The sequence below is a fragment of the Acidobacteriota bacterium genome, assembly GCA_018268895.1.
Taxonomy (GTDB): Bacteria; Acidobacteriota; Terriglobia; order Terriglobales; family Acidobacteriaceae; genus Edaphobacter.
The window spans coordinates 140,533-166,938 of sequence record JAFDVP010000009.1; the positions used below are offsets into that span (position 1 = coordinate 140,533).

At 59.9% G+C, this 26,406-nt stretch carries 20 protein-coding genes; 11 read left to right on the plus strand and 9 right to left on the minus strand.

The window, feature by feature from the left end:
* Positions 1-25 precede the first annotated feature (25 nt).
* Genes JSS95_12450 through JSS95_12460 form a run of 3 tightly spaced genes read right to left on the minus strand, consistent with a single transcriptional unit; the run spans position 26 to position 8,015 of the window.
* Entirely contained in the window at positions 26-3,325 is a 3,300-nt protein-coding gene (locus tag JSS95_12450) for an efflux RND transporter permease subunit (GenBank protein ID MBS1800621.1), read from the minus strand.
* Between the two features lie 56 nt (positions 3,326-3,381).
* Positions 3,382-6,567, minus strand: coding sequence for a multidrug efflux RND transporter permease subunit (locus tag JSS95_12455; protein MBS1800622.1), 3,186 nt, complete (start codon positions 6,565-6,567; stop codon positions 3,382-3,384).
* Positions 6,564-8,015 (minus strand): efflux RND transporter periplasmic adaptor subunit, encoded by a 1,452-nt coding sequence (locus tag JSS95_12460; GenBank protein MBS1800623.1) that lies wholly within the window; start codon positions 8,013-8,015, stop codon positions 6,564-6,566. Before JSS95_12460 ends, JSS95_12455 begins: the two co-directional genes overlap by 4 nt.
* A 196-nt stretch (positions 8,016-8,211) precedes the next feature.
* On the opposite strand from JSS95_12460, the gene JSS95_12465 reads away from it, so the two are divergent.
* Positions 8,212-9,756, plus strand: a complete 1,545-nt coding sequence (locus tag JSS95_12465; GenBank protein ID MBS1800624.1) for a UbiA family prenyltransferase — start codon at positions 8,212-8,214, stop codon at positions 9,754-9,756.
* Positions 9,757-9,786: 30 nt separating this feature from the next.
* Positions 9,787-10,914, plus strand: a complete 1,128-nt coding sequence (gene pheS, locus JSS95_12470) for a phenylalanine--tRNA ligase subunit alpha (protein MBS1800625.1) — start codon at positions 9,787-9,789, stop codon at positions 10,912-10,914.
* 13 nt (positions 10,915-10,927) lie between these two features.
* Here pheS and JSS95_12475 read toward each other — a convergent pair whose 3' ends face one another.
* The gene (locus JSS95_12475; GenBank protein ID MBS1800626.1) at positions 10,928-11,683 is read right to left on the minus strand and encodes a hypothetical protein; all 756 of its coding nucleotides are present in this window, start codon (positions 11,681-11,683) and stop codon (positions 10,928-10,930) included.
* 60 nt (positions 11,684-11,743) lie between these two features.
* Positions 11,744-12,100, minus strand: coding sequence for a phage holin family protein (locus tag JSS95_12480; protein MBS1800627.1), 357 nt, complete (start codon positions 12,098-12,100; stop codon positions 11,744-11,746).
* Between the two features lie 133 nt (positions 12,101-12,233).
* Between JSS95_12480 and JSS95_12485 the strand changes: the two genes are divergently transcribed.
* The 9 genes from JSS95_12485 to JSS95_12525 all read left to right on the plus strand — a co-directional run bounded on the left by JSS95_12485 (position 12,234) and on the right by JSS95_12525 (position 20,560).
* Positions 12,234-12,794 carry a pyridoxamine 5'-phosphate oxidase family protein gene (locus JSS95_12485; GenBank protein ID MBS1800628.1) on the plus strand — a complete coding sequence of 187 codons (561 nt, stop codon included), beginning with the start codon at positions 12,234-12,236 and terminating at the stop codon, positions 12,792-12,794.
* Positions 12,795-12,846: 52 nt separating this feature from the next.
* Positions 12,847-14,976: a phenylalanine--tRNA ligase subunit beta gene (gene pheT / locus JSS95_12490; GenBank protein MBS1800629.1), complete on the plus strand. Its 2,130-nt coding sequence runs from the start codon at positions 12,847-12,849 to the stop codon at positions 14,974-14,976.
* A gap of 111 nt (positions 14,977-15,087) precedes the next feature.
* A complete protein-coding gene (locus JSS95_12495; protein ID MBS1800630.1) occupies positions 15,088-15,345 on the plus strand; it encodes a hypothetical protein in 258 nt (85 codons plus the stop codon).
* A 20-nt stretch (positions 15,346-15,365) separates the two neighbouring features.
* On the plus strand, positions 15,366-15,767 hold the full coding sequence (locus tag JSS95_12500; GenBank protein ID MBS1800631.1) for a cell division protein ZapA: 402 nt from the start codon (positions 15,366-15,368) through the stop codon (positions 15,765-15,767).
* A gap of 101 nt (positions 15,768-15,868) precedes the next feature.
* Positions 15,869-16,507 carry an FMN-binding negative transcriptional regulator gene (locus JSS95_12505; protein ID MBS1800632.1) on the plus strand — a complete coding sequence of 213 codons (639 nt, stop codon included), beginning with the start codon at positions 15,869-15,871 and terminating at the stop codon, positions 16,505-16,507.
* A gap of 318 nt (positions 16,508-16,825) precedes the next feature.
* Positions 16,826-17,572 (plus strand): prolipoprotein diacylglyceryl transferase, encoded by a 747-nt coding sequence (locus JSS95_12510; protein ID MBS1800633.1) that lies wholly within the window; start codon positions 16,826-16,828, stop codon positions 17,570-17,572.
* On the plus strand, positions 17,562-18,683 hold the full coding sequence (locus JSS95_12515; protein MBS1800634.1) for an RluA family pseudouridine synthase: 1,122 nt from the start codon (positions 17,562-17,564) through the stop codon (positions 18,681-18,683). Before JSS95_12510 ends, JSS95_12515 begins: the two co-directional genes overlap by 11 nt.
* Before the next feature lie 241 nt (positions 18,684-18,924).
* Positions 18,925-19,755, plus strand: a complete 831-nt coding sequence (locus JSS95_12520; GenBank protein ID MBS1800635.1) for a VWA domain-containing protein — start codon at positions 18,925-18,927, stop codon at positions 19,753-19,755.
* A 247-nt stretch (positions 19,756-20,002) separates the two neighbouring features.
* Complete coding sequence (locus JSS95_12525; GenBank protein ID MBS1800636.1) at positions 20,003-20,560, plus strand: hypothetical protein; 558 nt, start codon at positions 20,003-20,005, stop codon at positions 20,558-20,560.
* Here the strand turns inward: JSS95_12525 and add are convergent.
* From add to JSS95_12545, 4 genes are all read right to left on the minus strand, one after another.
* Complete coding sequence (add, locus tag JSS95_12530) at positions 20,557-21,591, minus strand: adenosine deaminase (GenBank protein MBS1800637.1); 1,035 nt, start codon at positions 21,589-21,591, stop codon at positions 20,557-20,559. The genes JSS95_12525 and add overlap by 4 nt on opposite strands.
* Positions 21,592-21,600: 9 nt before the next feature.
* The gene (locus tag JSS95_12535; GenBank protein MBS1800638.1) at positions 21,601-23,184 is read right to left on the minus strand and encodes an amino acid permease; all 1,584 of its coding nucleotides are present in this window, start codon (positions 23,182-23,184) and stop codon (positions 21,601-21,603) included.
* A gap of 143 nt (positions 23,185-23,327) precedes the next feature.
* Positions 23,328-23,483, minus strand: a complete 156-nt coding sequence (locus JSS95_12540; protein ID MBS1800639.1) for a hypothetical protein — start codon at positions 23,481-23,483, stop codon at positions 23,328-23,330.
* A gap of 45 nt (positions 23,484-23,528) precedes the next feature.
* Positions 23,529-26,315, minus strand: a complete 2,787-nt coding sequence (locus tag JSS95_12545) for a UvrD-helicase domain-containing protein (protein MBS1800640.1) — start codon at positions 26,313-26,315, stop codon at positions 23,529-23,531.
* Between the last annotated feature and the right edge of the window lie 91 nt (positions 26,316-26,406).

The following is a 26,406-nucleotide window of genomic DNA, read 5'->3' on the forward strand; positions in this document are numbered from 1 at the left end:
GATTTTCTTTTTGTCTGGAAAAGAATCAGTCCCCAGCCACAGGCTGTACGGCGGAACTGACAGGCTTTTTGGCCGGAACAACCTTTGCGAACCGCGCTCTCAGGCGGTCGAAGAACAGGTAGACGACCGGGGTTGTAAACAGTGTCAGGCACTGCGACACGATCAATCCGCCAACGATGGTGATGCCCAGCGGACGGCGCAACTCGCTGCCGGTCCCGGTTCCGAGCGCCAGCGGGAGACCTCCCAGCAGAGCGGCCATCGTTGTCATCATGATCGGGCGGAAGCGCAGCAGGCACGCCTGGTAGATCGCTTCAACCGGTGGTTTGCCTTCGAGCCGCTCGGCCGCCAGCGCGAAGTCGATCATCATGATGGCGTTCTTCTTCACAATGCCGATCAGAAGAATGATGCCGATCATGGCGATGACGCTGAGTTCCACCTTGAAGAGCAGGAGCGCGACGATGGCTCCAACGCCCGCCGAGGGAAGGGTCGAGAGAATCGTCAGCGGGTGGATGAAGCTCTCATAGAGCATTCCGAGCACGATGTATACGGCGACCAGTGCAAGCAGAATCAGCATCGGCTCGCTCGACAGCGAGGCCTGGAAGGCCTGCGCCGTTCCGGCAAAACCGCCGTGGATGGTCGAAGGCATTCCGATGTTTACCCGGGCCTGCTCGATCGCCGCTGTAGCCTCGCTCAGCGAGACTCCGGGAGTGAGGTTGAAGCTCAACGTCGCCGCCGGCGATTGCGACTGATGGTTGACCGTCAATGGAATCCGCTGCGACTCGTAGTGCGTGATCGCCGAAAGCGGGACCATCGACCCGGTCGTGCTCTTGACGTAGATATTTCGCAGCGCATCCGGGTTCCTCTGGTACTGCGGAGCAACCTCCATCACGACGTGGTACTGATTCAGCGGGAGGTACGTCGTCGAGACCTGCCTCTGCCCGAACGCATCCGACAGGGTAGCGTCGATCGCCAGCGGCGAGACCCCAAGTCGTGACGCCGTGTCTCTGTCGATTACCAGTTGCGCGCGAAGCCCCTGGTCCTGCTGGTCGGTTGCAACATCCTTCAACTGGGGCAGCTTCTGCATGGCAGCCATCAGCTTCGGAGACCACTCGTCGAGGTCCTTCAGGCTGTCCGCCATCAGCGTGTATTGATATTGCGTCGACGAGCCGCGGCCACCGATCCGAAGGTCCTGGTAGGCCTGGAAATATACATTCGCCCCGGGAATACCCGATGTCTTTGGACGCAGGCGATTGATAATGACTTCGGCGGTGTCGCCCCGCTTGATGCGCTCCGCATCGGGCTTGAGCGAGACGAACATGTGTCCGGCATTGCTGCTGCCCCCGCCCGGACCGCCGCCGCCGACAAACGACATCACATTTTCAACACCGGGGTCTTGGCCCACAATCGCGGCGATCTGCTGGATCTTGGGCTTCATGGCATCGAACGAGGCATCCTGCTGTCCGATAACGCTTCCGCCAATGCGCCCTGTGTCCTGCTGCGGGAAGAAGCCCTTGGGGACGAGGACGTACAGGTAGACGTTGAGGACGAAGGTGAGGATCGTAATCGTCAACACCAGGCCCTGGTGCTGCAGGACCCACTTCAGGCCGCGCTCGTACTCTTCAGTGAGCCACCGCAGGGCCTGCTCTCCCCAGCGGTAGAAGCGGCCATGCTTGCGTTTGTCGTGCGATTCCAGGAACTTCGCGCTCAACATTGGTGTCGTCGACAGCGACACCACCAGTGACATCAGGATGGCCGCCGACAGCGTGACGGCGAACTCGCGGAAGAGACGGCCCACAATGCCGCCCATCAGCAGAATGGGAATAAAGACGGCGATCAGCGACGTGCTCATCGAGACGACCGTGAAGCCGATCTCGCGTGAGCCATCCATCGCAGCCTGAAACGGGCTCTTGCCGCTCTCGAGGTGCCGCGAGATATTCTCAATCACAACAATGGCGTCATCGACGACGAAGCCGGTTGAGATCGTCAGTGCCATCAGGCTCAGATTGTCGAGCGTATATCCCAGCAGGTACATCACGCCAAAGGTGCCCAGCAGGCTCAGCGGCACCGAGACGCTGGGGATCAGCGTGGAACGCACCTCGCGCAGGAAGACAAAGACAACGAGGATGACCAGAAGGATCGAGATGATCAGGGTACGAGTCACGTCTTTGACCGACGCGCGGATGGTCGTTGTGCGGTCCAGCGCAACGTGAAGCTGGATCGCCGGCGGGATGGCGGCCTGAAGATTGGGCAGCAGCTTCAGGACGCTGTCCACGGTCTCGATCACATTGGCCGTGGACGTCTTGAAGACGATGACGAGAATCGCCGGCTTGCCGTTGAAGAAGCCGCCTGTGTAGCTGTTCTCTACGCCATCGACGACCTCCGCCACATCCTGTAGCCGCACAATGCCATGCGTTGCCGCTGTCGGGTTAGCGCTGGAAGACGCGGTCTTCGTGCTCTGCGCGTTTGTCTTACCGATGTTTGCGCTTGAGTTGTCGCCGACGGCGCTCTGCTGCGAGGCCGGAAGACCGCTGGTGGCCGTGGAAGAGGTCACCGGACCCCGGTCGGTCGCAATAATCAGCGGGGCATAGGCCGCAGCGCCAAACAACTGGTCTGTCGTGCTGACACTCCATCGCCGGGTGTCGTCCTGGAGATAGCCCGTCGGCTGGTTCACGTTCACCGTACTCAAAGCAGCACGAAGCGCCTCAAGTCCAAGGCCAGTGTTGAAGAGTTGCGTGGGATTCGCTTCGACGCGCACGGCGGGCTTTGCGCTGCCGCCGCAGAACGTCTGCCCGACGCCTTCCACCTGCGCGATCTTCTGCGCCAGAATACTGTCGCAGGCGTCGTAGATCTGCGGCACTGAAAGCGTGTCGGAGGTCAGCGCCAGGATGACGATCGGAGAGTCGGCCGGGTTGATCTTTCTGTACGAAGGATTCTGCGGAAGGTTCGACGGAAGCTGGCTGCGGGCCGCATTGATGGCCGCCTGCACATCGCGCGCGGCCCCGTTGACGTCGCGGTCCAGGTCGAACTGAAGCGAGATCGAGCCATTGCCCAGGCCGGAGCTCGACGTCATCTCATTAACGCCGGCGATCCTGGCGAACTGGCGCTCCAGCGGTGTCACGATGGCGGAGGCCACCGTCTCAGGGTCTGCGCCGGGAAGCCCCGCACCCACGGAGATCACCGGAAACTCAATCTCGGGCAGGCTGGCTACGGGAAGCATCTTGTAGGCGACGGCGCCTGCAAGAATAACGGCAACTGAAAGCAGCGTAGTGGCTACAGGCCGCTTGATAAATGGCGCGGAGAAGTGCACGCCGGCTGCCCGCGGCATCTTCTGGGCGTCTTTACGCGCCTCCACCAGGTCGCGATCTTCAGGTAGATTCGCCATCAGTCTGCACTCACTGCGTGTTCGTGTTCACGGAACTCGGCATCGGCTTCCTTCGTGTGCAGGTACTTGCGCCCGATGCGGTCGAAGAACAGGTAGACCACCGGTGTCGTATACAGCGTCAGCACTTGCGAAACAATCAGGCCGCCCACGATGGCGATACCCAGCGGCCGCCGGAGCTCGCTGCCGGTGCCGGTGCCCATGGCCAGCGGCAGGCCGCCCAGCAAGGCCGCCATCGTCGTCATCATGATGGGGCGGAAACGCAGCAGGCAGGCCTGGTAGATGGCCTCCTCCGGCTCCATGCCGTGATCGCGCTCCGCTTCCAGAGCGAAGTCGATCATCATGATGGCATTCTTCTTCACAATGCCGATCAGCAGGATGATGCCGATCAGCGCAATAACGCTCAGGTTCACATGGAACAGCAGCAGCGCCAAAATCGCGCCGACGCCCGCCGAGGGCAAGGTGGAGAGAATCGTGATGGGATGAATGTAGCTCTCGTACAGTACGCCCAGCACGATGTAGACGACGATCAGAGCGGCGAGAATCAATATCGGCTCGTTCGTCAGCGAAGCTTCAAAGGCGCGGGCCGTTCCCTGGAACTCCGCGTTTACGCTTGGCGGAAGGTTCAGCTCCTCCTTTGCTTTATTGATGGCTGCAACGGCGTCGCCGATCGATTTGCCCGGCGCCAGGTTGAACGAGATGGTTACGGCAGGGAACTGGCCCTGGTGGTTGATCACCAGCGAGGTCTGCCGCTCTTCAACGTGGGTGAAGGTCGAGAGGGGGACTTGCGAGCCATTCGAGCTCTTGACATAGATATTGTTGAGTGACGAAGGATTCAGTTGGAACTTCGGGGCGACCTCAAGCACAACGTGATACTGGTTCAGTTGCGTGAAGATGGTCGAGACCTGCCGCTGGCCAAAGGCATCGTCCAGCGTGTCGTCGATGTTCTGCGGCGTAATTCCCAGCCTCGAAGCCGTATCGCGATCGATCACCAGATGGGCTTCCAGTCCTTCAAGCTGCTGGTCGCTTGCCACATCGGTCAGCTCAGGCAGTTGCCTCAGTTTTTCGACCATGCGGTTCGTCGCCTGGGCAAGCTCCTCGGAGTTCGCATCTTCAAGCGAATACTGATACTGCGTGCGGCTTACGCGGTCCTCCACGGTAAGGTCCTGCAGCGGCTGCAGGAAGCACTGGATCCCCTCGACCTGCGCTACCTTCGGCCCAAGCCGTTGAATGACCTCGGTCGCCGAGGTCGTGCGCTCCTCGCGGTCGCGAAGATTGATCTGGATACGTCCGCTGTTCAGCGTGGAGTTGGTGCCATCGATTCCAATGAACGAGGAGACGCTCTCCACATCCGGGTCCTGCAGGATGACGCGCGCCAACTGCTGTTGACGCATGCTCATCGCGTTGAAGCTGATCGTTTGGGGCGCCTCGGTGATTGCCAGCAGAACGCCGGTATCCTGCACCGGGAAGAAGCCCTTCGGCACGATGATGTAGAGATAAATCGTCAGGATGAACGTTGCCAGCGTCACCAGCAGCGTCAGCGTCTGGTGGCGAAGCACCCAGCGCACGCCAACGGCATACTTGGCGATAACGTATTCGAAGAACTCCTCGCTCTTGCGGTAGAAGGCATTCTGCTCATGCTCCGGCTTGTGCTTCAGCAGCTTGGCGCACATCATCGGCGTCAGCGTCAGAGAGACGACGGCCGAGACCAGAATGGTGACCGATAGCGTAACGGCAAACTCGCGGAAGAGGCGGCCCACGATGTCGCCCATGAACAGCAGAGGAATCAGAACGGCGATCAGCGAGATGGTCAGCGAGAGAATGGTGAAGCCGATTTGTTCTGAACCCTTGAGGGCCGCTGTCAGAGGGTCGTCGCCTTCCTCCAGATAGCGGGAGATGTTCTCGATCATGACGATAGCGTCGTCGACGACGAAGCCGGTCGAGATAGTCAGCGCCATCAGGCTCAGGTTGTTGAGGCTGTATCCCAGCAGGTACATCACGCCAAAGGTGCCCACGATCGAGAGCGGCACGGCAACCGACGGGATGATCGTCGCTGCCAGCGACCTGAGGAAGAGGAAGATCACCATGACGACCAGTGCGACCGTCAGCATCAGTTCGAACTGCACGTCCTTTACGGAAGCCCGGATTGTATTCGTGCGGTCGGTGAGGACTTCGAGCGTGACGTTCGCCGGCAGGGTGCCGCGAAGCTGTGGAAGCAGCTTCTGCACTTCATTCACGACGCCAATGATGTTTGCGCCGGGTTGACGCTGGATGTTGATGATAACGGCAGGCTTCAGATCGAGATCGCGGGCCGGAATCTCCCTGCCGTTGGCATCTTTGGTGGCCGGGCGGGCGGAGGTCCCCATCCACGCCGCCTGGTAGAGGTTCTCCGCGCTGTCGATAGCGTTGGCTACGTCGGACAACCGAACCGGAGAGCCGTTTCTGTAGGCGACGATGACCTTGTTGTAATCGGCGCTTGAGAGCAGTTGATCGTTTGCGCCGATGGTGTAGGACTGGTGTGCGCCGTTCAGATTTCCCTTCGCCTGGTCGACGTTGGCCGTTCCCAGCGAGGAGCGGAGGTCTTCAAGGCTCATGCCATAGTTCGCCAGCGCGGTCGGGTTGGCCTGAATGCGCACTGCGGGCTTCTGTCCGCCGTTGATCGAGACCAGACCTACGCCCGAGAGCTGCGAGATCTTCTGCGCCAGGATCGTGTCCGCGATGTCCTCGACCTTCGACATCGGCAGCGTATCGCTGGTCAAAGCAAGCGTCAGGATCGGGGCATCGGCCGGGTTCACCTTGCTGTAGACCGGCGGATTCGGCAGGTCTTTCGGCAGATAGCTGTACCCCGCATTGATGGCGGCCTGTACATCCTGCTGCGCGATGTCGATGGACTCGGAGAGGTCGAACTGGAGCGTAATCACGCTGCCGCCGCCGGAGCTGCTCGACGTCATCTGCGTGAGACCGGGAATCTGCCCGAACTGGCGCTCCAGCGGCGCTGTGACCGACGAAGCCATCACCTCAGGGCTGGCGCCCGGGTAGAACGTCATCACCTGGATCGTCGGATAGTCGACCTGCGGGAGCGCCGATACCGGCAGTTGCATATACGCAACCCACCCGGCAAGCAAAATGGCCACCATCAGGAGCGAGGTGGCCACCGGCCGCAGGATAAATGGCCTTGAAGGACTCATGGCTGTTTGCCTCCTGTACGAGGCTGTGCCTGCTGCTGACCGCGCTCAGGGGTGGAGGAGTTGGCTCCTACCCCGGAATCGGCGCGGTTGGGATTTACAGGCCTGGGGCCGTTCGGGTTTGCAGACTGCCGCGGAACCACCCGGCTGCCGTTGCGTAGCTTCTCCTGCCCATCGACGACGATGACCTCTCCTGCCTTGACGCCATCGGTGAGGATAACCTGCGCACCTTCCGTCAGGTCGACCTTCACCACGCGGGTTTCGACGTAGTTGTGAGGCTGGTTCTGCTGCGCACCCTGCTGTCCCGCGCCATTGCCGCCAGAGCCCGGGCGACGTCCGCGCGAGGTTGGCGGTGCGGCGTCCTGCAACTCAGCCGGGGGATCGCCAGGCTTGACGACGTACAAGAAGTTGCCCTGCGACCCGGTAAGCAGCGCCGCAGCAGGAATCACGATTGCGTTGGGTCTCTCTTCCAGGATCAGGCGGACGTTGACAAACTGGTTGGGGAAGAGCGCGCCGTCCTTGTTGTCGAATACGGCCTTCACCTTGACGGTCCCGGTTGTTGTGTCGATCTGGTTGTCGACCGTGAGCAGCTTGCCCGTCGCAAGATGCGTTGCGCCGGAACGGTCGTAGGCTTCTACGGTGAGCGTCTTGCCCCTGCGCACCAGATCGAGAACCTCGGGCAGATGGTCTTCAGGCAGCGTAAAGATCACTGCGATCGGTTGCAGTTGCGTGACCACGAGGAGACCGTTGGTGTCCGATGCGTGGACGATGTTGCCGGGATCGACCTGCCGCAGGCCAATCACTCCGTTAATCGGCGAGACGATTTTGGTGTAGTTCAGGTTGACCTTTGCAGCCTGAATGGCAGCCTGGTCGGCCTGTATCGCTCCACCCGACTGTCCGGCCGCGGCCGTCTGGGTCTGCGCGCTCTCGTGAGAGACGACGCCTGCCTGGAAGAGAGCTTCATAGCGGTTGGACTGTGCCAGATCGTTGGCGTGCTGCGCCTGGTCCCGCGCCAACTGGCCCTGTGCCTGTGCCAGAGCCGCCTGGTATGGCGCAGGATCGATCTCGGCAAGAAGTTGTCCCTGCCTGACGGCCTGCCCTTCGCGCACATTCACCCGAAGCAGTTGGCCGTCGACCCGCGATCGTACAGTGACTGTGTTGTAAGCGGTCACCGTGCCCAGTTGGGTCAGATAAATCGGCATGGTTCTCTGTTGAACGGCGACCGTCTGCACGGGAACTGGGCGGTCCATCATCGCTGCCATCTTCTGGCCCTGCGACGTCTGCTCCTCTGTGTTCTTGCGAATCTTCCAGACGGCGGCGCCCACAACGAGCACGATGACCAGCAGGACGATCCACTTTCGGAAACCCGATCCTTTAGGCTTCTCGGGTTCAGGCGAAGCAATCCTCGGATCCTGAGAAGGAGGCGCGATCCGGGGCTCTTGTTCACTAATTGGAGCTGACGACATGGGTGTGTTCACCGCGTTCTGAAAAAATTGAATGAAACCAGGCTGTAGATGAAATCTCTGAAACAGGGGATGTTATCTCGCAGGAGAAATCCCAGAATAAATGATAATGACGTTTGGGACACCGCAAAGGTTTCGTTGCCACAGACGTCAAAACAACGGAAAATCACAGAAACAGTGGTAAATGAGCAATTCTTCGGGAAGGGATTACGTTTTGGCCATATCCGGTTCTGCCCTCGATACCTCGATACCGGCGCTTTGTGTCGATCTTGACGGCACCTTGGTTAAATCGGATACCCTGGTCGACTCTGCGCTGGTCCTTGCTCGCCAGCACCCGTCGCTGCTTTTGAAGCTGCCCAGATGGCTGATGCAGGGCAAAGCCTCCCTCAAGCGACACATAACAGATGCTGTTTCCTTAGATGTAGCCCATCTGCCCTATAACCGGGAACTGCTGCAATTTCTTGAGCAGCAACACGCTGAAGGCCGCCCCCTGTACCTGGCTACCGCCGCCGATGCCACCCTGGCCCGCCGGGTGGCCGACCATCTGGGGATATTTACGGATGTCCTGGCCTCCGATGGTTCCAATAATCTATCTGGAAACAATAAGTTGGCGTCGTTCAAGCAGCGGTTTGGCGACGACTTCAGCTATATCGGCAATGCCAGGGTCGATCTTCCATTGCTCTCGTGCTGCCGCGAGCCCATGGTCGCCAACCCAACTTCAGGGCTGCGGTCCGCGCTCCGGCGAGCGCACATTACCCCAGCCCGGACTTTCACAGAGCAGGTCTCCCGCCCGAAGGCGTGGCTGAAGGCGATCCGGATCCATCAGTGGGCCAAGAACGTGCTGATCTTCCTGCCGATGTTGCTGTCTCATAGGCTGGTTCCGGCGCTCCTGGTGGCTGCCGGACTGGCATTTCTGGCGTTCGGGCTTTGTGCGTCCGCAACCTATATCGTCAACGATCTGCTGGACATAGAGGCCGACCGGCTGCACCCGCGCAAACGGAGACGCCCGTTCGCCTCCGGAGACCTCTCCGCACTCTCGGGCATAGGGGTGATCGTCACTTTTCTGGTTGCGTCTGCTGCAATTGCCATCGCAATCCCCCATGTAACCGGACGCATATCGCCGTCGATAGCCGCCGCAGCGCCATATCACTTCCTCGGCTCCCACACGCAGTATGCCTTTCTGGGCTGGCTGACGATCTATGCCATCACCACCCTGGCCTATTCGCTGCGGCTCAAGCGTGCCGTGCTTGTTGATGTCATTGTTCTCTCAGGGCTCTATACCATCCGTATTCTTGCCGGTTCGGCGGCTACGGGCGTCGATGTCTCCACCTGGCTGGGAAGCTTCAGCATCTTCTTCTTCCTGTCGCTGGCCTTCGTCAAGCGCTTTGCCGAGCTTGAAAATCTGCGTGAGCGCGGACAGGCGATGGCAAAGGGCCGCGGCTACCATATCTCGGATATCGAGCAGCTTCGCAGCTTCGGCTCCGCTTCCGGCTATGTGTCGGTCGCGGTCCTTACGCTCTATATCTCGAATCTCGATGCGGAACAGCTCTACAGTCACACCAAGCGTCTCTGGCTGCTCGTGCCTGTGCTTCTGCTCTGGATAAGCCGTCTCTGGCTTCAGGCATCGCGCGGTGAACTTGATGAAGACCCGGTGGTCTACGCCATTACCGACCGGCGCAGCCTGCTGCTCGGTGCTCTTGTGGCGCTGATCGTGCTCTCCGCACTCTAAACCGGTGATTCGTTTATTCTGAAGCTGATGATGAGTGACCTAATCCCACAACTTAGTGGTTATGACGAACCTTCTCTCGATGCAGAGTTCAACAAGCTCTCAAATGAGATGAGGACGGGTGCCACGTTCATTAGTGGCTCTACCGAAGAGGAAGAGAGGTTCCGTCTTCATTGGCTCGGCCGCAAACAAGGCCGCCTTAAGCTGATCAGTGATGCGTGGCTCAAATCTGCACCGTCCGAGGCTCGCAAACCTCTCGGCATCCGCTTTAACCAACTCAAGCAGGAGATTGACGAGGTTATCGCCAAGGAGGCTGCTCGCCGTGCTACTGGCAAAACATCTCAGGCGCAGGGAATCGACATCACGCTTCCCGGCACAAGCCGCCAGCCCGGCATCGCCCACCCGCTGCTGAACACGATGCACGAGGTCGTCCGGGTCTTCCATCATCTTGGCTACTCGACGAACCTTGGCCCGCAGGTAGAGAGCGACTTCTACAACTTCGAGGCGCTGAACTTTCCACCCAACCATCCCGCGCGCGATACCCAGGACACGCTCCAGATCGCCGGCCAGCAGTCGCGCCCCTCGCGAGACCGCCTGCTGATGCGGACACACACCTCGCCGGTACAGATTCGCACCATGATTGCGCAGGTGCCGCCCATCCGCATCGTCATTCCCGGCAAGGTGCACCGCAACGACGCCGCCGACGCCACGCACTCGCCGATCTTTCACCAGATCGAGGGCCTCTGCGTCGATACGAACATTACCTTCTCCGACCTGAAGGGCACGCTCGACCACGCCATGAAGGCGCTCTTCGGCTCGGCGGTGAAGACGCGCTTCTTCCCCAGCTTCTTCCCGTTCACGGAGCCGTCGGCCGACGTGCAGATCTCCTGCATCTTCTGCGGCGGCGCGGGCTGCCGCAAGTGCAAGCACTCAGGCTGGATCGAGCTGCTGGGATGCGGCATGGTGGACCCTGCAGTCTTCGCCTCCGTCACAGCCGAGCGCCGCAAGATCAACCCGGACGACGATGCTTATAACCCGGAGAAGATCACGGGCTTCGCCTTTGGCATGGGAGTCGAGCGCATTGCCATGATGCTGCACGGCGTCTCCGACATCGGTCAGTTCTATTCAGGCGATATGCGGTTCCTGGAGCAGTTCGCTTAGCTGAAGGTGTGGCCTACTTCAGGCCTATCTGGAGGCTCTCAAGGTTTTGTGGATGTACCTTGATGATTCCTCTCCGCGGACTGTCGATGTCGGCGATCAGAAAGAACGCGGTTGCAATCACCAATGGAAGTACGACGAACAGTCGTGGAGCGACCCGTCGCGCGCCATACCCAAGCATCCCGTTGCAGAAGATAGCAATCAAGAACATCAGCCCCCATGCCGAGCCGGGAATCCGGTTCCACCATGCCGCCTGCGTGTAGCCCTGCGAGTTCAGTACGTCGTTCATTCCCCCAACCGCCAGCGCGATCAACGGACTCGGTTGCGCTGCTGCCGGCTGTGAGGCGGCGGCCCAAAGCTCGCGTTGTAGCCTCGCCGTGTCGACATCGATCTGCCTCAACTCATCCAGGTCTCTGGTGGTATAGAACCGAATCCGCAGGCCGGTATATTGCTTCAGCAAGTTGCGAACTGTCGCGGCTTCGGCCGCGGGCAAAAGGTCCGCGCGGACGTACTCGGTGCCGATCGCGTTTGCCTCGGCCTCTTCGTAATTTTTCCTCTGGTCATACCTGCCGATGGCCATTGAGAAGGTGAACCCGATAATTAATCCGAGCAGAGTGAGAGAAGCGCCCAGAACCACCCCGTAATCCGTCCGGAGGTCTTCGGTGACGTTATGCCACCGCGCGCCCAGCTTTGCCCCAACCCATGCGGCAAGCCACAACGTTATGAATGCAAGTGCAAAGATCAGCCGGGGATACAACGCTATGCTCTCCAACGAAACTCTCCCTTATGCCCGCGCTTTGGCGCGAGCGTTCGCCGATCGTAAAGGTTGTATCTACGCCTCGGCCGGATTCTTTTTCAGTCCCAGAAGGCCAAACAGCAGATGCAGCACGGCCAGCGCCACTGCTCCAAGGAAAGCGGCCTTCCAGTTTGCCACCGAAAAACCGGGTACGAACATGCTGGACAGCTTCAGAATGACTGCATTGATAAGTAGAAAGAACAGCCCGAACGAGAGTATCCCCAGCGGTAGTGTCACGAACTTCAGCAGCAGCCCCAACGTCGAATTCAGCAGGCCGATCACAACCACCGCAATCAGCGCCGAGATGAAGCTGCTGATCTCAAACCCCTGAACAAAGTGGGCAACGACGAGCAGAACAATTGCGTTCAGAATCCAGTGCAGCAACCAGCGCATAGCCATCCCTTTCAAGTGCTACGGATTGGAGTTACGGGCCGTCGCTCAAGAGCATACCCGAGTATCCCGCCTGCCGTACTGGCAAAGTTTGCGGCGATAGAATTAAACTGGCACGTTCGAGGCTTTCGGGACAATGGGCAAACAATTCGACCGTATCGAGCAGGTGCATCGAGAGTTCATTGAGCGCCAGCACATCTTTTTCAATGCTTCCGCGGCGGCAACCGGCCGGGTGAACGTCTCTCCCCGCGATGTCGCCGCGCTGCGCATTCTCGACGCCAATACGGTCATCTATGTCGACCGCACAGGCAGCGGGAACGAAACCGCGGCCCATCTGCTGGCAGATGGCCGGCTAACGCTGATGTTCTGTGCCTTCACCGGGTCGCCGATGGTCATGAGGCTTTATGGGCAGGGCCGGATCGTCTCTCGCCCCGGCGAGGAATACAGTGCTTTGCTCGCGACGTACTTCGATAACGTAGAGCCACCAGGGGCGCGGCAGATCGTGTGGCTCGATGTCGACCTTGTGCAGACCTCCTGTGGAATGAACGTGCCGTTCTTCGACTTCACCGGCGACCGCGATCAGCTCACGCGCTGGGCCGAAGCTAAAGGGGAAGAAGCGCTCGATCAATACCGCCGCCAGAAAAACTCCCACAGCATCGACGGGTTTCCCACAGGCATGTTCGACGCCGTTCCTTAGCGGTATACGCAGGTCGATAGCCGCCTGAGCATTTAGACTGGAAGCGTCGATCATGAGAGTTCTTACAAGCTGGCTGCGCCACTACTTACCCACGCTTTCCGTTACCGACCGGCAGCTCGCCGACGACCTTACCCTTCGCGGCATCGCCGTTGAAGGTGTGCATCCGTTAGCGGACGGACACCTCTTTGAGATGGACATCACGACCAACCGCGTGGATGCGATGAACCACTACGGCATCGCGCGCGAGGCGGCTACGATCTATAACCTGCCGCTGGCGCCGCTACACCCGCAGGTTGGAGTGGGCACGCTCGTCGATGAGCCGTTTTCCGTTCGCATCTCACCTGAAGCCAAGGGCCTCTGTGGCCGATTCACGGCCCAGGTCCTGCGCGGGATCACAATCGCTCCGAGCACTGGCAAGGTCGCCGAATACTTCGGCCTTCTTGGCCAGAAGCAGATATCCAACGCAGTCGACGCATCGAACTTTGTCCTCCTCGGCATGGGCCATCCAACCCATGCCTTCGACCTGGACAAGATTGAGGGCGGCATCATCGTTCGCCTGGCGCGCAAGGGCGAGAAGCTCCGCTTGCTCGACGGTACGGAGCGCACACTCGAGGCCGACGACCTTGTCGTAGCCGACGAGAAGAAGGCCCTGGCGCTGGCTGGAGTGATGGGCGGGTGGGACTCGATGATTACGCCCGAGACGAAGAACATCCTCGTCGAAGCGGCATGGTTCGACCCTGCCAGCGTGCGCCGCAGCTCGCGGCGCCACATGCTGCATACCGATGCCAGCCACCGCTTCGAGCGCGGAGCGGACTTCAACGCACCCAGATTGGCGAGCGCACTGGTCTCGGTGTTGATTCTTGAAGCAGGTGGCAAACCTGAGGGCGAGTTGATCGATGTCATCGACCCGGATGTTGCGGCCCGCACCGCGGATCGCCCCCCGATTGAGCTTTCGGTTGCCCAGGTGCGCCGCCATCTTGGTACGACGATCGATCCCGAGGGCATCAGCAGCGAGATCGTCCAGCAATACCTTACCTCGCTTGGCTGCCAGCCCCTGCTTCACGGCCTTGATGTGTATCTCGTCAAGCTGCCGTCGTGGCGGCTCGATCTCGAACGCGAGATTGATCTGATCGAAGAGATAGCCCGCGTCTACGGCTATAACCGCTTCGCCAATACGATTCCTACGGCCCTGCCGGTCACGGAATCGCCTGCCGCTGCGACGGAACGGGCGGTGCGCACACGCCTGCTTGAACTTGGCTTCAGCGAGACGGTATCGAGTAGCTTCGCGAGCCGCGAAGACGCCAATCTCTTTTATGGAGCCGACGGCGCACACGCGGGAAGGCATGCGGTCGCAATGGAGAATCCGCTCTCAGAGGAAGCATCGCTGCTGCGTCCGTCGCTGGCGCCGGGAATGCTGACGATGCTCGCCAACAACCTCAATCGCGACGTGCGCGAAGCCCGTCTGTTTGAGCAGGGGCAGGTCTTTACGGGGACCATCCCGGCCGGTGCTTCGCATGTTACCGAGGTTCATGAGACCGCCCAGCTCTCTCTGGGGTTGACGGCAGATGCCATGCAGCCCACTGCGTTGCACTCTGCTGCGGACGCGCCGGTTTTTGATTTGAAGGGCGTCATCGAGTCGCTGGCTTCGCTGGTTGCACTGCCGGGAGGGAGCGCGGGGCTTTCTTTCACGACTGCGAACACGCCTGCGTGGCTTGAGCCTGGCCGCTCCGCCGTCGCTCTGGTGAACAATCGCGCCTTTGCCGTCTTTGGCGAACTCGCAGCCTCGGAACGTGAGACGCGCAAGCTACGCCAGCCGGTCTATCTGGCGCAGCTCGATCTGGAGCGGCTCTACGAGCTTCCTCTCAAGCGGGCCACCTCGCGCGATCTCTCCCGTTTTCAGGCAGTCGAGCGCGACTTCTCCTTTGTCTTCCCCGACAGTTGTGCGTGGAAGACGATTGCCGAGGCCATTCGTGCCCTTGCGATCCCCGAGATGACGCGGCTTTCACCCGAGGAGATCTTCCGCGATCCAAAGGGCAAGGCCGTCGCGCAGGGACACTACTCCCTGCTGCTGCGAACGGTCTTCCAGTCATACGACCGCACGCTGCGCGAAGAGGAGATTGCGGGCTGGTCATCGCGCATCGTCGAAGTCCTTACAGGACTTGGCGGCACGCAGAGGGCCTGAGTTGCCCGCAGAGTGGAAAAATAGCGAATCCATCATGGTTCTCGCTATGAAATATCCACGACGTTGGCATCTATACTGACAAAAGAATTTTCCAGCAGGAGCACCGGATTTATGAGCACAGCAACGATCAGCGTCGACGAGTTCCAGGCACTTGAACAGAAGGTGCTGCGCGCCGTCGAGATCGTGAAGAAGGAACGCGAGGCGCGCGCCAAGGCCGAGGCAGAGATCGCCAGCCTGAAAGAGCAGCTTGAGTTCCAGGCCCTTGTTGCCAGCGAGGCGCAGGCAGCAGTCAACACGCTCAGCAAGGACCGCGACGTTGTGAAGCAGCGTGTAGAAAAGATGCTCCAGCAGATGGATGAGTTGTTGTAGATCGACCGACAGGAGAGACGATGGATCAGACAGCCCAGAAGGCCCAGGCAGTCCAGGCGAACCCCACCCCCGCGCAGCAGCCTCAGGCTACAGCCGATGCTCAGCAGGAGAGGCAGTCCGTCGCCGTCGATATCTTCGATCAGGTCTATCACCTTCGCGGGACCGATACCGCATACATTGAGCAGCTCGCCCACGTCGTCGACACGAAGATGCGCGCCGTCTCCGCGCTCGGCAATACGGTCGACTCGCTTCGAGTCGCGGTGCTTGCCGCCCTGAACATCGCCGATGAGCTGGAGACGCTACGTGCAAGATACGAGAGCCTCTCTGGAAGCCTCTCGCTCTCGCAAGTGACGATGCGCTCCCGCGCCGGGTCACTCGCCGGACTACTCGACGAAGTACTGGAAGACCGCAAGGTCGGCTAAGAGATATCCTGTCATTCTGAGCGATAGCGAAGAATCCCGGTATTGCCTTTTTGCCGGTGCAGATGCTTGGATCCACCCCCTTGCTTCGCGCTGGAGCTAACATGTATGTCCCTAAGTTCAACGAAGAGACGCGCATTCCTGTGCTCGACGGCCTGATGCGGTTGCATCCGCTTGCCTCGCTCGTCACGATGGGAAGCTCCCGCCTCTTTGCGACGCACCTTCCGATGGTGCTGCATCGCGACGACGAGACCCACGCCATCCTGCGCGGGCACATCTCACGCGCCAACCGGCAATGGCGAGACTACGATCCCGGTATTTCGGCGCTTGCTATCTTCGCAGGTCCGCAACACTACATCACTCCAAACTGGTATCCGGAGAAGGCCGTCAGCGGGAAGGTTGTTCCTACGTGGAACTACGCGGTCGTCCACGCCTACGGCAAGCTGAAGATCGTCGAAGATGCCGCATGGCTCCTCACGCATCTCAACTCACTGACCGACACGCACGAGGCTGCGTCGGCTATTCCGTGGAAGGTCACGGATGCTCCTGCCGACTACGTTGAGAGCATCGCCAAAGGCATCGTGGGCATCGAGCTTTCCATTGAAAGACTTGAAGGGAAGTGGAAGGTCAGTCAGAACCAGAATGAGCAGACCCGCGCCTCTGTTGCCGAGGGGCTTGCGAAGCTCGATACCGAATCCAGCCTCGCCATGCGTTTGCTCGTCAATGGCGAACGAAGAGGCTGATTCTCCTTCCTCCAATAAGGCCGCATATTCTACGCCGTGCGTCAACTTGCAAACCTGTTGCCGCACAGGTAGCATCACAACTCAAGAGACCGGCCTGCAAAGCAGGTACGCGATCCACGCTGGTTGAACCAACATTCATTGAACAGGGGCCTGGCTCGTATATATGGTTCGGTGTGCAACGTCCGCCAGTCCGGAATGCCTAAAGAACCACGGCAGGGTCCCGCCGTCTTAGGACGGGTTCACCAGCGCATCTGCGTACGGCCCAGCGGGTCGGTCTTTTGTATTTCGTCATCAGTCTTCTTGTAACGTCTCTCATCTGTGCATCCCAACTTCATCCACCTCGGATTCCTGACCATCCCAACCTTCGGCCTGTTTGCCGCGATGGGGCTGATGCTTGCGCTTACGCTCAGCCTTCGCACCGCTGCCGTTGTTGGGCTTAGTCCGGACCGACTGTGGAACGCAGGATTGTTCAGCATCGTCGCCGCCTTCGTCTTCTCCAGGCTGCTGTTGGTCGCGACGAACTTCACGAGCTTCCTCTCCTATCCGGTGTTATTCCTGATGGTGCCGTCGCTGACTCCCCTGGGCTTGTTGCTGACTGTGCTGGTCGTCATTCTCTACCTGCGTATGCGTGGATTGCCGTTGCTGCCAACACTGGACGCCTGGGCGCCCTGCGCGACGCTCGCCTGGGCATTCCTGGCGATAGGCCACTTCACCGAAGGAAGTGATCCCGGTATGCCAAGCGCGCTTCCGTGGGCAATCTCGATCGTTCGCGGCGCGCCGCGCCACCACCCGATTGGGATTTACATCGCACTTGCCGCTGCGATCATCACCGTCGTTCTGCTGCGACACCTCCGCTCCCGGCGCCGCGCCGGAGACACGGCTGCACTTGCGCTCGCTCTTTGCGGGGCCGCACAGTTCTTCATCTCATTTCTCCGCGAGCCGGAGTTTATGGACAACGCGCTCGCGACCATGCTTGACCCCATCCAATGGGTGGCGCTGGGCATGATCGTCACCGCTGCGCTTCTCTGGCAGCAACCGCGCAGGCAGGTGACTCATGCCGTCTAAAAACATGCTCCCGAAGGGGCAACGCAGACACACGGTAAAGCCGGAGTACCGCGCCACACGCGGCGTCGAGCCTCCCGCCGCGCCCGCTATCCCGCAGGTCGACATCGACGACGAGGCAAAAGAGAGCATCCACGCATTTACCGCCGCGCCCGAGGCGCAGGGACTTCGCCTCGATCAATATCTCGCGCAGGCGATTCCCGACATCAGCCGCGCGCGCGTGCAGCTTTTGATCGAACACGGCCAGGTCACCGTCAACAGTCAGCCTCCAAAGGCGAAGCTGAAGCTACAGGGTGGCGAGCGCATCGAGATCGCTGGAGCGCCCCATCCTCCGCCGCTTCATGCCTTCCCTGAAGACATTCCTCTCACCATCCTGCATGAGGACAAACACCTCGCCATCATCGACAAGCCCGCCGGCATGATGGTCCACGCCGGCTCCGGATCTGTCGATCCCGACGGCACCGACACCCGCAACCATGGCACCCTCGTCAACGCTCTCCTCTATCACTTCAACAAGCTCTCGCACGTAGGCGGCGAACTGCGGCCGGGCATCGTGCATCGGCTCGACAAGCAGACGAGCGGCATCATCGTGGTCGCCAAGGACGACAGCACCCATCGCAAGCTCAGCGAGATGTTTGCCTCGCGTGAGTTGGAGAAGACATACATTGCTCTGGTGCACGGCCGTCTCCCGAAAGAAAACATCACCGTCAATCTCCCCATCGGCCGCGACCTCATCCGGCGTACCCGCATGACCACGCGCCGGTCTGCCGACAGCGAAGGCGTCCGCCCCGCCGTCTCGCACATCAAGGTGCTTGAACGCATTCATTCACCGGGGTACGGCGACTTCACTCTCGTCGAGGTCCGAATTGAGACGGGCCGGACCCACCAGATCCGTGTGCACCTCCAGGCGCTTGGCCACCCTGTCGTGGGCGACACACTTTACGGAGCGCCGCATCATTTTGGACAGCCGCAGGCAACGCTCTCGCTTGATCGCAACTTTCTCCACGCCACGCGGCTGGTCTTCGATCACCCACAGACCAGAAAGCGGCTCCAGATCGAGTCGCCGCTTCCCCCGTTGCTTCAGGATTTACTGGCTTCGATTCGTGCCGATTAGCGGTCAGATTTTAGGTAAAATAAAGCCAGTGACTGGTCGTGTGCGAATGAATCGTGTCTCCTGGCCCCTGGCCGCAGGTCTGCTGATTGCTTCACTTTCGGGTGCGCGGCTTTGCGCGCAGAATGCGCCGTCCACGGCTCCGGCAACGCAGCCAGCTACACCGGCTTCCCCTCAGGTTCAGGCACCGGCTCAGAACCAGCAACCGAACTCCGATGAGGCCCCTGACCTCAGCGCGCCAACGATCAAGGTGCAGGTGCAGGAGGTCAACCTCATCTTTACGGTCACGGACAAGAAGGGCCGGTTTATCACCGGGCTGCAGCGTCAGAACTTCGGTCTGCTCGACGACGGCCGTCCGCCGGTTCAGGTTCTGAAGTTCACGCAGCAGACGAACCTGCCTCTGCGCGTTGGCATCCTCCTCGATACGTCCAGCTCGATCCGTCAGCGGTTCCAGTTCGAGCAGGACTCTGCCATCGAGTTCCTCCTGCAGATCCTGCATCGCAACGACCGCGCCTTTATCGAGGGATTCGATATCGAGACCGATATCGCGCAGGGTTACACCAACAACATCGACCTGCTCAACCAGGGCATCCGCAAGCTGCGCCCCGGCGGCGGAACCGCTCTCTACGATGCGCTGTACAAGACCTGTCGCGATCAGATGCTGACGCTGAAGGAAGATGGTGCCGTTCGCCGCGCGCTGATTGTCGTCTCCGACGGTGATGACAACTACAGCCGCGTCCAGCAGTCCGACGCCATCAAGATGTGCCAGCGCGCCGAGACGATCGTCTACACCATCAGCACGAACGTCAGCCCGAGCAAGGACAAGGGCGACGAGGTCCTTCGCGTCATCTCCGAGGCGACTGGCGGCGCGCCCTTCTTTCCAGTAAAGATCGAAGACGTTGCGGTTGGTTTTCGCAACATTCAGGAAGAGTTGCGCAGCCAGTATTCGCTTGTCTATCGACCGGCTGAGTTCAAGCAGGATGGCTCCTTCCGCACCATCTATCTTCAGGCGCTCGACCCTCGCTACCGCGTCCGTGCCAGCAAGGGCTACTTTGCTCCCCGCGCAACGCCTTAGTTAAAGCTGATCGCGATACTTTTCTATCGCCGGCCTAAGCCTGGCCTCGCTCCCCCATCGGAGAAGGTTGAGAGAGCTACCCGCCTGAGATGTCTGCAACCGAAAGAAAACAAGCATTCTTTGTCTTTGACTCGAACGGAAAATCGGCTGGGTGGAAAATTGCCCTCTGGAGGCATAACTATCCAGGTCGATCCGTGTCTATAAGGCTGAGGCAATTCTCGAGATGGCTCGCTTACTCTTCCATCGTATCGTCCTGCTTGCTGGAGCTTTTGCACTCGGCGCGTCGCCGCTTCTCGCTCAGCAGCCAAATGGCGTCTCCCAGACCCTCAACCAGTTGGCCGATCAACCCGCGACGCATCTCTCCGTGACCTTCGATCGCTCGATGCTCGACTACGCTACCACCTTCATCGACAATGGCAACGCACAGGTCAGGCGCGCGTCTGCATCGCTGCGCAGCATTACCGTCGATACGTACCACTATCAGCTCCCGGCTTTTTACACGCCAGAAGCGATGAGCTTCATTGTCTCCACGTATCATGCCGCGGGTTGGAAGCATCTCGTCGATGCGAACGCCAATCCCGCAACAAGTGCTCAGCCGGGACGAGCCATCACCGATCTGTGGTTGCACTTCAACGGGGCCGAGATCGACGATGTCACCGTGCTGGTTCGCGCGCCGAGGGATATGAACCTGATTCAAATATCGTGCGCGCTGCGTCCGCTCGACCTGCTCCACCTCAGCGGGCACTTCGGCATCCCGAAGGTTGATCCCGGCGCTGTTATGGTTCCCGCGCCCGACGGGCGTTAGACGTACTGTTCGACACGCTGTAACAGTGCCAGCTTGCGCGCCGGATCGAGGAAGCTCGCCTCAACAGCATTCGCCGCCAATTCACGCATCTGCTCCAGCGTAAAGCCATAGCTCTCGTGCGCGAGCACATACTCGCCCAGCAGGTCGCTGCCGAACATCGGCGGATCGTCCGAGTTCAGCGTCACCATCAGGCCTCCATCGAAGTACGACCGAAGCGGATGCGCATCGAATTCCTTGCAGCACCCCGTCCTGATGTTGCTGGTTACGTTGATCTCCAACGGAATCTGCTTCTGCGCCAGCACCTCCAGCAATTCGGGGTCATCCTGTGCCGACAGCGCGTGCCCGATTCGCTCGGCGCCGATGTTGATCGCCGACCAGATGCTCTCAGGTCCGACGGACTCGCCCGCATGTGCCGTCAACCGCAGCCCCGCCGCTCTTGCTTCCTTATAGAGATCGCGGAACTGGTCGGCAGGCCCGCGGGCTTCATCTCCGCCAATACCGATGCCGACAAAGCTTGGATGCAGGATCTTCATCTCAGCCGCCTTGCGAAAGACCTTCGCGCCTTCTTCTACTCCGAAGTGACGCACCGCATCGACGATCCAAAGCACGCTTACGCCAAAGTCGCGTTCGCCACGCATACGTCCGCGCTCTATCGCTTCAACATAAGGTTCAACGTCTGTCTTTTTCCAGTAGTAGATGATTCCAAACGAGACATACACTTCGGCGTGCACCACTCCCTGCGCCGCAAGGTCGCGAATCATGTTGTACGTGATCAGCTCGTAGTCCTCGGGCCAGCGCAGGCGCTCCGTCACGGCTTTGAACGATTGCAGAAATCCAAGGAAGTTTTCGTACTGGTAGAGCGCCTTCGCGGTCTCAAGGGTAAGCGGCTCTTTATCGTGCCTGCGGCTCAGCTCTACCAGGGTTTCAGGCTTGATCGTGCCTTCGAGATGCAAATGCAGCTCGGCCTTGGGAAGACCGCGTAGCCACTCCGCGGCATCGATCTCTTCGTGCTTCGTCTGCTTTCGCGCCATCTGTCTATCTTAATCTTCAGGAGCGTAAAACTCACTCCGCTTACGACTGTACAGCGTATAGACGACCAGTCCGACCAGCAGCCACACAAAGAACCGTACCCACGTCTTCAACGGAAGCCCTGCCATCAGCAGAATGCAGAACAGGATGCTGAGGAGGGGAATGATCGGCCCAAAGGGGACCCTGAACCCGCGGTGCCGCTCCGGCTGTTTGGCGCGCAACACCATCACCCCTGCGGATACCAGCACGAAGGCGAACAACGTGCCGATGTTCGACATCTCCGCGAAGGTGCCTACATCGAACAGCCCTGCGGGGATCGCGACGAGAAACCCCGCGACCCACGTCGCGAATGCTGGCGTCCTGAACCGTGGATGCACTCTGCTGAAAGCCTTTGGCAGCAGGCCGTCGCGCGACATCGCGAACCAGACACGCGCCTGCCCCAACTGAAACACCAGGATCGACGAGATCATGCCGATGATCGCTCCCAGCAGGACTGCGAGTCGCACCCAGTGCAGACTGTGGCCGCCCGGCATCAGCGATACACGCTTCAGCGCGTTCACCACAGGAGCGGCATCGCCCGCTACCGTCTTCCACGGCACCATGCCCGTCAGCACCACTGCAACGCCGATGTACAGGATGGAGCATACGATCAGGGTCGCCAGTATCCCGATAGGGACGTCCTTCTGCGGGCATTTGCATTCTTCGCTGGCAGTCGATACCGAATCGAAGCCGATATATGTAAAGAAGATGATCGACCCACCGGCCAGAATCCCGCTCCAGCCGTTTGGCGAGAAGGGAACGTAGTTGGACGGATGAATAAAGCTGATGCCAGCGAAGACGAAGATCAGGATCGCCATGATCTTTACCAGCACCATGATGTTGTTTGTCCGTGCCGACTCGCGAATGCCTCGCACCAGCACCACCGTCAGCAGCAGCACAATCAGGAACGCAGGGATGTTGAACCCCGCATGCCATCCCGGCTGATAGATATCCTGACCCTGCAGGTCCTGCAAGCCCAGTGGCAGGTATGCGGGCGAGAGCCACTTCGGCGATATGTGAATTCCCAGCCAATCCAGCAGATCGACGACGTGTGCAGCGAACCCCACACTCACACTCATGTTGCTGAAGGCGTACTCGAGAATGAGGTCCCAGCCGATGACCCACGCCACCAGCTCGCCCAGCGTTGCGTAGGTGTACGTATACGCCGATCCCGCAATGGGGATCATGCTCGCCAGTTCCGCATAACAGAGACCAGTCAGTGCACAGACGATCGCTACCAGCACCAGCGAGATCGCCAGCGCCGGGCCAGCGCCGGGTCTGCCTGCAACCGCGCCACTCGTGTGATGCAGCAAGCCCAGGATCAGGTCGATCACCGGCGAATCGGCAATCTTCTCTTCCATCGCCGGGTTTCCGCCGATGGCTGTGCCGATCACCGTAAAGATGCCCGACCCAATCACCGCGCCAATTCCAAGCGCAGTCAAGCTTACCGGTCCCAGTGTCTTCTTCAGCGCGTGTTCCGGCCGCTCCGATTCTGAGATCAGTTTGTCGATCGACTTGGTTTGAAAGATTTGCCTGGCCAGCGCCCTGCTCCTCAACAGAATTGTCCGGGGGTGCCGCTCTGGGAAAGCTGTCCCGAACCCGCCCGATACAACAATACAGCCTTGAGAAAGAATCTCTTCGGGGGAGGAGCTCGTCAACCGGGCCGATCTCTCAGCCCGGTTGGCGCCTCAGCTACTTCTTAACGCTTCGACTGGCCGCGTGCCAGCTTCTTGACCTTCGCCTTGTTCGAGCCGCGAGGAGTGGTCCGCTTGGCCTTAGGGGCCGCCTTCTTGCGTGCCGCGCGCTTTACCTTCTTGCGTTCTACCTTGTCTGTAATGCTCTTGGTATTTGCCATGAAAAATCCTTGCCAATCACTCTCTAAAAAATATGCTGCGGAAATCTAGAGGCGTTCCAGCTGGGCAAACTTCTCCACCAGCTTCTTCACGCCATGCTGTTGAAATTGTACTGTAATCTTGGCGTTATCCCCATCGCCTTCACGACGAAACACTGTTCCTTCGCCATACTTTGGGTGCCGGACGCGCGTTCCCTGGCGCAGACCCGTCTTCCCGGTTGGCTCCGGGATATCCAGCTTAGGGCGGCCAGGCTTCGCAGGGGGCTTCTGCCCTCGGGCGGCAAAGAAGCTCGCGATATTGTCCAGCGAGCCTGATCCTCCCGCCGAAGTTCGCCCACTACCCCGATTCTGACTGCCCTTCGCGTAGCTCTCGCCGCTCTGGTCTTCGTCCTCGTAGCTATAGTGGCGCTCACCGGCCTCCGTGTCTCTGCCGCCAAACCGGTTCGCTTTCGGATACGGCGTCGCATACATATTGCTGTAGTCGCCGGACTGGCCGCTGAACTGGGGACGCGCCGGTGGGCTGCCCAGGTCTTCCACCAGACGTGAGGGCACTTCCTCCAGAAACCGCGAGGCCATGCTCGAGTCCGGCATGTCGCTGCCATACCGCCGCCGGTAGCGCGCCCGCGTCATCACCAGCGTATCCATTGCGCGGGTCATGCCCACGTAGCAGAGCCGCCGCTCTTCTTCGAGACCGTTCGGGTCCATCAAGGTGCGGGCGCTGGGAAACAGACCCTCCTCCATGCCTGCAAGAAACACCAGCGGAAACTCCAGCCCCTTGGCCGCATGAAGCGTCATCAGGGTGACGCGCGCATCGGCTGAGTACTGGTCCGCATCGCTCGCCAGCGCCGCATGGTCGAGGAACTCGTCCAGCGTCTCGCCCCGCTCCTCTGCATCCTGCGCGGCGTTCGCAAGTTCCTTCAGGTTCTCGATCCGCGAAAAGCTCTCCGGAGTGCCTTCATCCTCCAGAGCGCGAATGTACCCGCTGCGGTCGTTCAAAAATTTGATCAGCTCCGGCAGAGTAGCCTTGTCGCCTGGCTTGCGAAACGCCGCACGTCCTGGCGCACCCTTAGAATTGTCATCCTGAGCGGAGCGTAGCGAAGTCGAAGGATCTGCGTTTCGCTTCCTGGGAGCCGACTCCTTCAATACCACCGGAGCAAACGGGTTGAAGCTCGCCGCCTCAATCCCATGTGCTTCATCGGAATCTTGCGTATTCTCCGGAGCAATCGTCGAGTTCTCCTCGCTCGGGCCAAAGTCGAAGGCGAAGTTGAAGGTCGTATCGAATCCCTCGACACCCTCGTCGGCTTCAGCAATCTCAGGCGCCTCGTTGTCTATCGCAAACTCCGTGACATCGAACGACGCATCGCCGCCGTTTTCTTCCTGGACATCTTCCGTCAGCTTCTCCGCGAATCCCGGCCCCAGCATCGCGCGCGCGTCTTCGATCAGCCTGCGAAACCCTTCGAGCGCGTTCAGCGTTCTCTGCTGCAGCAGCCTCTCCGCGATCGCACGCGCCATCGCATCCCACGTGCTCAGCCCTGTTCCCAGGGCCATCCGTTCCAGCGTCTCCATCGTCGTCTTGCCGATGCCGCGCGCCGGCGAATTGATGACGCGCTGCAAGGCAATCGAGTCGTGCGGATTCTGCACCAGCTTCATGTAGCTCAGCAGGTCTTTGACTTCGGCGCGGTCGTAAAAGCTGAAGCCCCCAACCATGTGGTACTGGATCTGATACCGCCGCAGCGCCTCTTCCACCAGGCGCGACTGCGAGTTCGTGCGGTAGAGCACGGCGCACCGCGGCGCGTCCTCCTGCTGGCCCGCCTCGCGCAGATACTGCCTGATGCGGTCGGCGATAAACAGCGCCTCGTTCTCTCCATCGGGCGCCTCGTAGTATCCGATCAGCGAGCCGCCCTCGCGCGAGGTCCAAAGGTTCTTGCCCTTGCGCTGCGTGTTCTGCGCGACCACCGCGCTGGCTCCCTCAAGAATTACCTGTGTGGACCGATAGTTTTGCTCCAGGCGGATGGTCTTCGATCCCGGAAAATCTTTCTCGAAGTCGAGAATGTTTTTGATGTCCGCGCCGCGCCAGCTGTAGATCGACTGGTCCTCATCGCCCACCACGCAGATATTTTTCTCGTGCCCCGCCAGCAGCTTCATCAACTCATACTGTGGACGGTTCGTGTCCTGGTACTCGTCGATCATCACGTAGCGATACCTGCGGTTGTATCGCTCGCGAACCTCGGCCGACGACTTCAGCAGCCGCACCGTCTCCAGCAGCAGGTCGTCGAAGTCCATCGCATTCGCCTTCGCCAGCTCCTTGCGATAGATCTCGAAGATGTGCGCAATCTTCTCCTCCATCGGATTCGCCGAGGCGAGAAAATACTCCTGCGGGTCGATCATGTGGTTCTTCGCCCAACTGATCCTCCCCAGCGCAACGCGCGGCTTCAGGCTCTTGTCGTCGATCCCCAGGCGCTTCAACGCGCTTTTCACAACTGCCTGCTGGTCCTGCTCGTCGTAGATCGCGAAGGTCTTCGTCAGCCCCACGCCATTCAGGCGCAGCGCTTCAATATCGCGCCGCAATACGCGCACGCAAAAGCTGTGGAAGGTCGCAAGCGTAGGCTTTGCCAACGAAGAGTGGCCAAGGATCTTGTCGACACGCTCAGCCATCTCCTTCGCGGCCTTGTTCGTGAACGTCACTGCAAGAATCGCGTCCGCAGACACGCCGCGCTCTTCAATCAGGTAAGCGATCCTGTGCGTCACCACGCGCGTCTTTCCGCTGCCCGCGCCGGCGAGCAGCAGTACAGGACCATCCACCGTGCGAATCCCGTCCTGCTGCTGGGGATTCATATCCTCTAAAAGATGACTCAACCTGATACACGCTCCATCTTTAATTTTATCGCTCATGAAACGTTCCCATCGCTTCGTCACCATTTCCACA

What these genes read in the sequence shown, in the direction of transcription:
- JSS95_12465 (MBS1800624.1), top strand. Translation starts at nt 8,212, where the DNA reads ATGAGCAATTCTTCGGGAAGGGATTACGTTTTGGCCATATCCGGTTCT.
- JSS95_12480 (MBS1800627.1), bottom strand. Translation starts at nt 12,100, where the DNA reads ATGCGCTGGTTGCTGCACTGGATTCTGAACGCAATTGTTCTGCTCGTC.
- JSS95_12500 (MBS1800631.1), top strand. Translation starts at nt 15,366, where the DNA reads ATGGATCAGACAGCCCAGAAGGCCCAGGCAGTCCAGGCGAACCCCACC.
- JSS95_12505 (MBS1800632.1), top strand. Translation starts at nt 15,869, where the DNA reads ATGTATGTCCCTAAGTTCAACGAAGAGACGCGCATTCCTGTGCTCGAC.
- JSS95_12450 (MBS1800621.1), bottom strand. Translation starts at nt 3,325, where the DNA reads ATGCCGCGGGCAGCCGGCGTGCACTTCTCCGCGCCATTTATCAAGCGG.
- JSS95_12495 (MBS1800630.1), top strand. Translation starts at nt 15,088, where the DNA reads ATGAGCACAGCAACGATCAGCGTCGACGAGTTCCAGGCACTTGAACAG.
- pheS (MBS1800625.1), top strand. Translation starts at nt 9,787, where the DNA reads ATGAGTGACCTAATCCCACAACTTAGTGGTTATGACGAACCTTCTCTC.
- JSS95_12515 (MBS1800634.1), top strand. Translation starts at nt 17,562, where the DNA reads ATGCCGTCTAAAAACATGCTCCCGAAGGGGCAACGCAGACACACGGTA.
- JSS95_12540 (MBS1800639.1), bottom strand. Translation starts at nt 23,483, where the DNA reads ATGGCAAATACCAAGAGCATTACAGACAAGGTAGAACGCAAGAAGGTA.
- pheT (MBS1800629.1), top strand. Translation starts at nt 12,847, where the DNA reads ATGAGAGTTCTTACAAGCTGGCTGCGCCACTACTTACCCACGCTTTCC.
- JSS95_12545 (MBS1800640.1), bottom strand. Translation starts at nt 26,315, where the DNA reads ATGAATCCCCAGCAGCAGGACGGGATTCGCACGGTGGATGGTCCTGTA.
- JSS95_12485 (MBS1800628.1), top strand. Translation starts at nt 12,234, where the DNA reads ATGGGCAAACAATTCGACCGTATCGAGCAGGTGCATCGAGAGTTCATT.
- JSS95_12455 (MBS1800622.1), bottom strand. Translation starts at nt 6,567, where the DNA reads ATGAGTCCTTCAAGGCCATTTATCCTGCGGCCGGTGGCCACCTCGCTC.
- add (MBS1800637.1), bottom strand. Translation starts at nt 21,591, where the DNA reads ATGGCGCGAAAGCAGACGAAGCACGAAGAGATCGATGCCGCGGAGTGG.